This window comes from Streptomyces sp. NPDC037410 (assembly GCF_055602235.1).
In genome coordinates, this window is the sequence record NZ_JBVJWR010000039.1 from 27303 (window position 1) to 36194 (window position 8892).

Below are 8892 nucleotides of genomic sequence, written 5' to 3' on the forward strand. Positions count from 1 at the left end.
GAGTGAGGGAGGGGGGGAAAAAAGGAAACCCCCCCCCCCAGTGGGGGAGGAGGGAAACCCCCCCCCCCCACGGACGGCGCACCCCGCACCGGTTCCTCCCTCGGCTATCTCCGCCACGCGGCGGGGAAGGTCGGCGGCGCGCTCGTCTCGCTCCTCGCCGTCCTGGTCACCAGCTTCTTCCTGTTCCGGATCATCCCCGGCGACCCGGTGAAGGCGATGACCCACGGCGTGCCCACCTCGGCCGAGCAACTCGCCACACTGCGCCGCCAGTTCGGGCTCGACCTGCCGCTGTGGCACCAGTTCACCGACTACTGCGCCAAGGCGCTGAGCGGCGACCTCGGCACCTCGTTCCAGTTCCGCGCCCCGGTCGGCGACCTCATCGCGGAGAAGCTCCCGGCGACGCTGCTGCTCACCGGCATCGCCGTGGTGATCTACTCGGCGCTCGGCCTGTGGCTCGGCACCCGCTCGGCCTGGCGGCACGGCGGGCTCGGCGACAAGCTGAACACGGGGATCGCGCTGACCCTGTGGTCGGTGCCCTCCTTCTGGCTCGGGCTGATCCTCATCATCGTCTTCTCGGTGGGCATGGGGCCGATCCCGGGACTCTTCCCGACCGGCGGCATGGAGTCGGGCACGGGCGAGACCGGCTTCGCGTACGTCCTGGACGTCGCGCACCACCTGGTCCTGCCCGTCGTCACGCTCGTCGCCGTCGGCTACGCGCAGACGCTGCTGGTGATGCGCTCCTCGCTCCTCGACGAGATGGGCGGCGACTATCTGACGACGGCTCGGGCGAAGGGGCTGCGGGACGACGTCGTGCGGCGCAAGCACGCCGTGCCGAACGCGCTGCTCCCGACCGTCACCATGATCTTCATCAACCTGGGCCATGTCGCGGCCGGTTCGATCCTGGTGGAGACCGTGTTCTCCTGGCCGGGACTCGGCGGTCTCTTCTACCAGGCGCTGAGCGTGCCCGATCTGCCGCTCGTGCAGGGCCTGTTCGTGGTCTTCGCCGGAGCGATGATCCTGATGAACCTGATCGCCGACCTGCTCTATCCGCTGCTCGACCCCCGGGTGGGCCGATGACCTCTCTCGCATGGGAGCGCCGCAAGGGTTCGGCCGCTCGCTTCTGGACGTCGTACCGGACCCACCGCGCCGGGCTCTACGGCCTCGCCGGGCTCGTCCTGATCGCGCTGCTCGCGCTCACCGCCCCGTGGACCGTCGGCTCCGACGTGCAGTCGGTGACGGAGGCGCCGGGCACGGCCCTGGAGCCGCCGAGCGCCGAATTCCCGCTGGGCACCGATCAGTTCGGGCGCTCGCTGCTCGGCCTGCTGATCTGGGGGGCCAGGATCTCGCTGCTCGTCGGCCTGCTCGCGGCGACCCTGTCCGTCGCCATCGGGACCCTGGTCGGCATCATCGCCGGGCACTACGGCGGCTGGTTCTCGACCGTCGTCATGCGGATCACCGACTGGTTCCTGGTGATGCCGACGCTGGTGCTCGCGATCGTCCTCGCCACGGTCATGTCCCGGTCGATGTGGACGGTGATCCTCGCGATCGGCGTGACGTCCTGGCCGACCACCGCCCGGCTCGTACGGGCGCAGACGATCGCGGTGGAGTCCCGCCCGTACATCGAGCGGGCGACCGCGCTCGGCGGCGGCCACCGGCACGTCATGACCCGGCACGTGCTGCCGAACGTGATGCCGCTGGTCCTCGCGCAGACCACCCTCGGCATCTCGACCGCCATCCTCACCGAGGCGACCCTCGCGTTCCTCGGCCTCGGCGACCCGACCGTCGTGTCCTGGGGCGGGATGCTCCAGGACGCCCGGGAGGCGGGCGCCGTCTCCTCCGGTCACTGGTGGTACCTGGCCCCGCCCGGGATCGCGATCGCCCTGGTCGCGCTCGCCTTCACGCTCTGCGGCCGGGCCGTGGAGTCCGTGCTCAACCCGAAGCTGGGGGTGGGGCGATGAGCCTCCTGGAGGTACGGGACCTCAGGGTGACGTACGGCTCCGGCGCGGCCGCCGTGCCCGCCGTGCGCGGGGTCGACCTGACCCTGGAGCCGGGGACCAAGCTGGGCGTGGCCGGCGAGTCGGGCTGCGGCAAGTCCACGCTCGCACTCGCGCTGCTCCGGCTGCTTCCGGCCACGGCGCGGATCGAGGGCGAGATCCTGCTCGACGGCGACGACGTCCTCGCCATGTCGTGGGGACGCCTCCGGGCGGTGCGCTGGGCGGGCGCGTCGATCGTCTTCCAGGGCGCGATGCACTCGCTGAACGCCGTGCACCGGATCGGGGACCAGATCGCCGAACCGCTGCTCGTGCACGGCCGGGCGACCCCGGCGGCGGCCCGCAGGCGGGTCGGCGAGCTGCTCGAACACGTCGGGCTTCCGGCGGCCAGGGCCGCCGCCTATCCGCACGAGCTGTCCGGCGGGCAGCGGCAGCGCGTGATGATCGCGATGGCGCTCGCCTGCGACCCGCGCCTGATCGTCGCGGACGAGCCGACGACCGCGCTCGACGTGATGATCCAGGCGCAGATCCTGCGGCTGATCGAGCGGCTCGTCGCCGAGCAGTCCATCAGCCTCCTGATGATCAGCCACGACCTGGCGGTCCTCGCCGACACCTGCGACCGGCTCGCCGTGATGTACGCGGGCCGGGTCGTCGAGGAGGGGCCGGCGCGGGAGGTGTACGAGGCGGCCGCGCACCCGTACGGGCGGGCGCTGTCCTCGGCGTTCCCCCGCATCGGCGACCTCGCGTCCCGGCGGGCGCCGCGCGGCCTGCCCGGCGACCCGCCGGACCCGGCCGACCTGCCCGGCGGCTGCACCTTCCATCCCCGCTGCCCGGTGGCGGTGGACGCCTGCGCGGAGCAGGACCAGGAACTGCGGGAGGCGGGCGCGGGGCGCCGGGCCGCCTGCGTACACGTGGGGAGCACGGCATGAGCGGCGAGGCGCGTCGGGAACACGTCACGGGCACCGAGGCCCCCACACGCCCCCTCCTGTCGGCGCGCGGACTGCACGTCGCCTTCCCGGGGCGGCGGGGCGCACCGCCCGCGCGCGCGGTGGACGGCGTGGACCTGGACATCGGGGCCGGCGAGATCGTGGCCCTGGTCGGCGAGTCCGGCTGCGGCAAGACGACGCTGGCCCGCTCCCTGCTCGGCCTGGTCCGGCCCACGGCGGGGGCGGTCTCCTTCGACGGCCGGCCCCTCGCGTACTCCTCCGGGGCGCTCAGGGCCTACCGGAAGCGGGCGCAGCTGGTCCTCCAGGACCCGAGCGGTTCACTGAACCCCCGGCACACCGTGTACGACGCGGTGGCGGAGGGGCTGCGGATCCACGGGGTCCCCCGGTCCGCACGGGACGAGCGGACGGCGGTCGCCGAGGCCCTGTCCCGGGCCGGGCTCCGCCCCCCTGAGCGCTTCTTCCTCCGCTACCCGCACGAGCTGTCCGGCGGGCAGCGGCAGCGCGTGGTCATCGCGGGCGCGCTGGTCCTGGAACCCGAACTGATCGTCGCCGACGAGCCGGTGGCGTCCCTGGACGCGTCCGTACGGGGCGAGATCCTGGCGCTGCTGCTCCGCCTCCGCGACGAACTGGGCCTGTCCGCGCTCGTGGTGACGCACGACCTGGGACTCGCGTGGAACATCGCGGACCGGGTGGCGGTGATGTACCTGGGCCGGGTGGTGGAGACGGGCCCGGTGGAGTCCGTACTGACGCACCCTCAGCACCCGTACACCCGGGCGCTGTTGTCGGTCCTCCCGGAGTCGGAAGGCGCCCCGGTGATCCTCACCGGCGAACCCCCGGACCCGTCCCGCATCCCCTCCGGCTGCCGCTTCCACGCCCGCTGCCAGCTCCTCGCGACGGGAGAGGCGTCGGCGGTGGCGGCCCGCTGCCGGGACGAGGACCTGCCGGTCCTGGCGGGCGGGGGTGAGGCGGTGGCGTGCCACTGGGTGACCCGCTGAAGCGGGTGCCCGGTGGGCTCAGGCGCGGTCGTACTCGTCCGTCAGCTCGCGGCAGCGCTTCACGTCCCCCGCCATCGCCTGCAGCAGATCGTCCAGCGTGTCGAACTTCAGCATCCCCCGCACGTACGCCAGGAAGTCCACGGTCACGTGCAGCCCGTACAGGTCGAGCCCCTCGCGGTCGATCGCGTACGCCTCGACCGTCCGCTCCGTGCCGTCGAACTGCGGGTTCGTGCCGACCGAGATCGCCGCCGGCATCCGCTCCCCCGCGGCCGTCAGCCAGCCCGCGTACACGCCGTCCGCCGGGATCGCCGTGTGCGGCAGGGTCTCGACGTTGGCCGTCGGGAAGCCGAGCTCGCGGCCGCGCTGCGCCCCGCGGACGACGATGCCCTCGACCCGGTGCGGCCGGCCGAGGATCTCGCCCGCGCCGGCCATGTCGCCCTCGGCGACGAGGCGGCGGGTGAGGGTGGAGGAGAAGGGCTGACCGCCGCCGGCGGCCCCGCTGACGTACAGGTCGATGACCTCGACCTCGTAGTCGTAGGTGGCGCCCAGCTCGGTCAGGAACGCGACGTTCCCGGCCGCCCGGTGCCCGAAGCGGAAGTTGGGGCCCTCGATGACGGCCTTCGCGTGCAACTTGTCGACGAGCACCTTGACGATGAAGTCGGCCGGGGACAGCTGGGAGAACTCGGCGGTGAACGGCAGCACGAGCACCGCGTCCACCCCCAGCTCCTCGATCAGCTCGGCGCGCCGGTGGTGCGGGGCGAGCAGCGGCGGGTGGCTGCCGGGGCGCACGACCTCGGAGGGGTGCGGGTCGAAGGTGACGACGACGGAGGGGACGCCCAGCTCACGGGCGCGCTCCACGGCACGCCCGATGATCAGCTGGTGTCCGCGGTGCACCCCGTCGTAGGAGCCGATGGTGACGACGCTGCGTCCCCAGTCCTGGGGGATGTCCTCCAAGCCACGCCAGCGCTGCACTGTGACCGCTCCTCGTCCGCCTGTTCGCCCTGTTCGCCTTACGCAGGTCTAAGACTGCCATGTCCACGGCCCTCGGTACGCATCGGCATGGCAGTGCCGGGACTCCGCAGCGCCTGGAGGGTCTCCGGGCCGAGCAGCGGGGCCCAGTCGGCGGGGGCCGCGACCGTCCAGGTGGCGAGGAGCGCGGCGAACGCGGGCAGCTCGCGGACGGCTCCGGCGAGGGCCCGGTCGAGCCACCACGCGCCCTCGGGGGTACGGACGCACAGCGCGCCGACCCGGTGGGTCAGCTCCCGGGTGCGCGGCACGGTACGCAGCTCCGCGCCCTCCGCGGCGGCCCGCAGGAGGGCCTCCAGGACGGTGAGCTGCCCGGCCTCGGCCTCGTACCGCTCGTGCTCCAGGAGTACGTCGAGCAGCTCGGCCCGCAGATGGCGGGAGGCGCCGGTGCCGGGAGCGGCGAGGACGGGGGCGAGGGCGCGCCTGAGCGCGGCGGGGCGGCCCCGGATGAGGCCCGTGACCAGCGGGAAGAGGATCGCCCTTGCCGCCGGGCCGTCCTCGAAGCGGCGGTCGACGAAGGCGGCGACGAGCGGGGCGCCCTCGGGGTGGCGGGCGGCGTAGTCGCGGGCGAGGGCGGCGATCCGGCGGGCGAGGGCGGGCGTGTCGACCTCCGCGAGGGCCAGGAGGGCGGCGGCCGGGGCCTCGCCGGTGCCGATCAGCCGGGCCCGGAAGGCCGTGAGGACCTCCTCGGGATGGGTGGGGAGGGCCTCGGCGAGGGCGGCGGCGGGCACCCGGAGCTCGGCCACGGCGCGGGGCAGGTGGCGGGAGCGGGTGTGCGGGTCGCGGACGAGGAGTCCGAGGGCGGCGCCGTGGAGGGTCTGGTCGCCGGGGCGGGCGAGCAGGGCGAGGGCGGCGTAGCGGAGGAGCTCGCGGTCGGCGGAGGTGGTGACGTGCCCGGCGACGAGCTGTCCGTACGCGGCGGCCGCGACGCGCCGCTCCGGGCGCCCGTCGTCGTGGGCCCAGCGGTCGACGGCCCGGCAGAGCGCGGAGGGCTCGTCCTCGGCGAGCGCGGCGAGGAGGCCGTCGGCGAGGGGGTGGGCGGTGGCGACGAGCGCCTCGCAGAGGTCGTCGACGGCGAGCCGGCGGTGGGTGTGCAGGAGGGCCTGGGCGGCACGGGCGACCTCGGGCCGGGGGTCGCCGAACCAGCGGCAGAGGAGCGGCTGGACGCCCCGGGGGTCGGCGGCCAGCTTCGCGGCGACGGCGTCGAGGCCGCGGTCGCCGAGCCGCCGCAGCAGATCGATCCGCTCGTCCTCGCCGACCGGCAGCCCCAGCCAGAACGCGATCCCGAAGGAGGCGAACACGGGGTGCGGCTCCGGGTGGGCCCCGACCTGGTCGGCGAGCAGCCGCAGGACGGGCAGGTACGGCCGCGGATCCGGCACGCGCCGCACACTCTCCCCGAGCAGCCGAGCGGCCCACCAGCTCCCGTCCCCGCCCTGCCCCTCCCGGGCGAACCGCCCGAGCGCCTCGACGAGCCCGCCCAACCGCGGCCCGAGCCCGGCGACCCCCCGCTCCCGATGGAGCAGCAGCAACGCCTGCAGCACGGGCCCGATCCGATGCCGAGGCACGGGCAACGCCCCACCGCCCGCCTGCTCCCCGGGACCGGGGGCGCCGGGAACGCCGGGGACGCCGGGCATCCCGGGATCGGCCGGCCCGGCGGCTTCTCCGAGCGTGCCGGTGGCGCCGGGTCCGGCCGGAGTACCGGGTGCCGCGTGCCTGCCCCTGCGCGGGCTTGCGGGCCCGCCGGACACGCCCGCAGCGGGCGGCGGGCCCGCTTCCGGTGAGCGGGGCGGATCTGACGTCCGGCCTCCGTGGATCAGGGCGTGCAGGGCCGTGTCCAGGTCCAGGTGGGCGGCCTGGACCCAGTCGGCCAGTTCCTCGTGGGCGAAGCGGTAGCCGGCGCCCGCCGGGACGAGGAGGCCCTCGGTGAGGACGGCCGAGGCCCAGCCCTCCCGCCAGGGGAACAGCTCCTCGAAGGAGGCCCGGTCGAGGACGCCGTGCCCGGGGCCGAGGCACCGGCGGGCCGCCTCGTGCAGCCGGCCCGTCACGCGCGCGGCGAGCCGGCGGACGGCCGTCCCCCGGGGGAGCGGCCGCGAGCCCGCGGCGATCCTGACGGCGATGCGCAGGCACATCAGGTCCAGGTAGGCCGTGAAGATCTCCTCGCGTCCTGGCCGCCCCGGCACCTCCCCCGGCAGCGCCGCCCGCACCTCGGCGAGCAGCCGCAGGGCCAGCGGGTGCCGGGCGTCCGCCGGGGCGAGCTCCGTCTCCCCGATCCCGTAGCCCTCGCGTACCGCACGGGCCTCCGTCTCGGAGTACGGCCCGAGGACGACGGCGGCGGGCGTGGCGTCGCCGATGCCGGTGCCTGTGCCGGTGCCGGTCACGGCCCGGCCCGGCCCGGACGGTCCGCTGCCGGGCCCCGTCGGCCGGTGCAGCGCCCCCGGGCCGTACAGCGTGCCCGCCTGTTCCCAGTGTTCCGGGCGGCAGGCCGTGACGAGCCGGGCCCCGTGGGCGCGGAGCCAGGCCTCCGTGGCCGTCGTCCAGTCGGCGAGGCGGTGGGCGAGGAGCGGGGGCATCTCCTCGGGGCCGTCGAGGACGACGAGGAGGGGGCGGCCCGCGTCGCGGGCGAGGGCGGCGGCCCGCTCCGGGGTGGCGGTCGTGGTGTCGCCGAGCGCCCCGGACGCGGCGACGATCCGCCCCGCCTGGTGGAGGGCGCGGCCGACGGCGTCGGCGAGCGAGCGGTCCTCGGCGCGCAGGTCGGCGCCGCGCAGCCGGACGGTGGGGGCGGGTTCGGCGCCCCGGGCGCGCCGGGCGCAGAGCGCGGCGAGGGCGGTGGTGCGGCCGGTGCCGGGGGCGCCGACGAGGGCGAGGACGGGGGCACCACCGGCCGCGAACCGGGCGAACTCGCGGACGCAGTCGGGCCGTTCGACCGGCTCGGGCCAGGGGGCGGGATCCCTTACGGGCCCCGTGGAGGTGGCGGTGAGTTCCAGGATCGCGGCGAGGTTGAGGTCGGGTCCGTAGGCGGGGACGGTGGCCGCGTTGCGCCGCAGCAGGGCGGCGAGCAGCTCGGCGTGCGCGGCGGCCGGCCCCTCGTGGTGCGGTCCGGCGGGCCGGAGCGGCACGGCGTATCCGGCGGCCCTGCGGTCGCCGCGCAGGGCGGTGCCGAGGACGGCGAGGACGGTGCCGGTGACGGTGTCGAGGACGGGCCCGCCGGCGGCCTGGCCGCCACGGCGGAGCACCTCGGCGCCCTCGGTGCCGATGGCGAGTTCGAGGGCGTCGGCGAGGGCGTGGAAGCGGTCGGCGGCGGTGTACGTGACGGAGGCGGGGCCGAGGACGCGGGCCTCGCGCCAGCCCTGGGCGGCGATCCGTACGTACGTGCCGGGTTCGATCTCGGGCCGGGTCGCGAGCGGCAGCGGGCGGCCGCCGAGCCCTTCGGTGCGGACGAGCGCGAGGCCGCTCTCGGGCAGCGGGGTGACGGCCTCGGCCTCGGCGAGCCAGCTGCGGTCGCCGGGGGCGTGCAGAACGACACGGCTGAGCCCGTCGACGGCTTCGTGGCTGGTGACGACCGTTCCGTGGTGGTCGGCGAGGAAACCGGTGCCGCGCGGCCGGCCCGCCAGATCGCAGATCCGTACCAGCGTCGCCAGGTCCCCGCGTCCCATGATGTCGACGGTAGGCCGCCGGTGATCACCCGGAGACACTCGTGGGGAAACGCGCCCCCCGACACTCCCTCGTTCACTCCGAGCGCCTCCCCGATGGGGTGAATTTCGGCGGCTCGGTGGGACAGGATCGGTCCGGGGGAAACGAGGGGGGAAAGACGTGGGGGGGGGGGGGGGGGGGGGGGGGGGGGGGGGCGGAACGAACACCCCAAAAAACCACACCAAAAACACCCCACACCACACACCCCCCTCCCCCCCCGCGTCCCTCAGCCCTACCACATAC

Annotated in this window: 5 protein-coding genes and 1 pseudogene; 4 read left to right on the plus strand and 2 right to left on the minus strand. The window is 75.5% G+C overall.

Annotated features, from left to right (window positions below; all coding sequences use genetic code 11):
- Positions 1-99 precede the first annotated feature (99 nt).
- From ACZ7HT_RS36405 to ACZ7HT_RS36420, 4 genes and pseudogenes are all read left to right on the plus strand, one after another.
- Positions 100-1077, plus strand: a pseudogene (locus ACZ7HT_RS36405) (ABC transporter permease); the annotation flags it as partial.
- Complete coding sequence (locus ACZ7HT_RS36410; RefSeq protein ID WP_471173976.1) at positions 1074-1958, plus strand: ABC transporter permease; 885 nt, start codon at positions 1074-1076, stop codon at positions 1956-1958. The pseudogene ACZ7HT_RS36405 and the gene ACZ7HT_RS36410, both read left to right, overlap by 4 nt.
- On the plus strand, positions 1955-2920 hold the full coding sequence (locus tag ACZ7HT_RS36415; protein WP_471173978.1) for an ABC transporter ATP-binding protein: 966 nt from the start codon (positions 1955-1957) through the stop codon (positions 2918-2920). Before ACZ7HT_RS36410 ends, ACZ7HT_RS36415 begins: the two co-directional genes overlap by 4 nt.
- Entirely contained in the window at positions 2917-3933 is a 1017-nt protein-coding gene (locus ACZ7HT_RS36420; RefSeq protein WP_471173980.1) for an oligopeptide/dipeptide ABC transporter ATP-binding protein, read from the plus strand. The genes ACZ7HT_RS36415 and ACZ7HT_RS36420 overlap by 4 nt, the downstream gene beginning before the upstream one ends.
- An 18-nt stretch (positions 3934-3951) precedes the next feature.
- Here ACZ7HT_RS36420 and ACZ7HT_RS36425 read toward each other — a convergent pair whose 3' ends face one another.
- Positions 3952-4905, minus strand: coding sequence for a bifunctional riboflavin kinase/FAD synthetase (locus tag ACZ7HT_RS36425; protein ID WP_471173983.1), 954 nt, complete (start codon positions 4903-4905; stop codon positions 3952-3954).
- Between the two features lie 38 nt (positions 4906-4943).
- Positions 4944-8612 (minus strand): trypsin-like peptidase domain-containing protein, encoded by a 3669-nt coding sequence (locus ACZ7HT_RS36430; protein WP_471173985.1) that lies wholly within the window; start codon positions 8610-8612, stop codon positions 4944-4946.
- Positions 8613-8892: the final 280 nt, after the last annotated feature.

Excerpts from the sequence above, each read along its gene's own strand:
- ACZ7HT_RS36410 (WP_471173976.1), top strand. The coding sequence starts at position 1,074 with ATGACCTCTCTCGCATGGGAGCGCCGCAAGGGTTCGGCCGCTCGCTTC.
- ACZ7HT_RS36415 (WP_471173978.1), top strand. The coding sequence starts at position 1,955 with ATGAGCCTCCTGGAGGTACGGGACCTCAGGGTGACGTACGGCTCCGGC.
- ACZ7HT_RS36420 (WP_471173980.1), top strand. The coding sequence starts at position 2,917 with ATGAGCGGCGAGGCGCGTCGGGAACACGTCACGGGCACCGAGGCCCCC.
- ACZ7HT_RS36430 (WP_471173985.1), bottom strand. The coding sequence starts at position 8,612 with ATGGGACGCGGGGACCTGGCGACGCTGGTACGGATCTGCGATCTGGCG.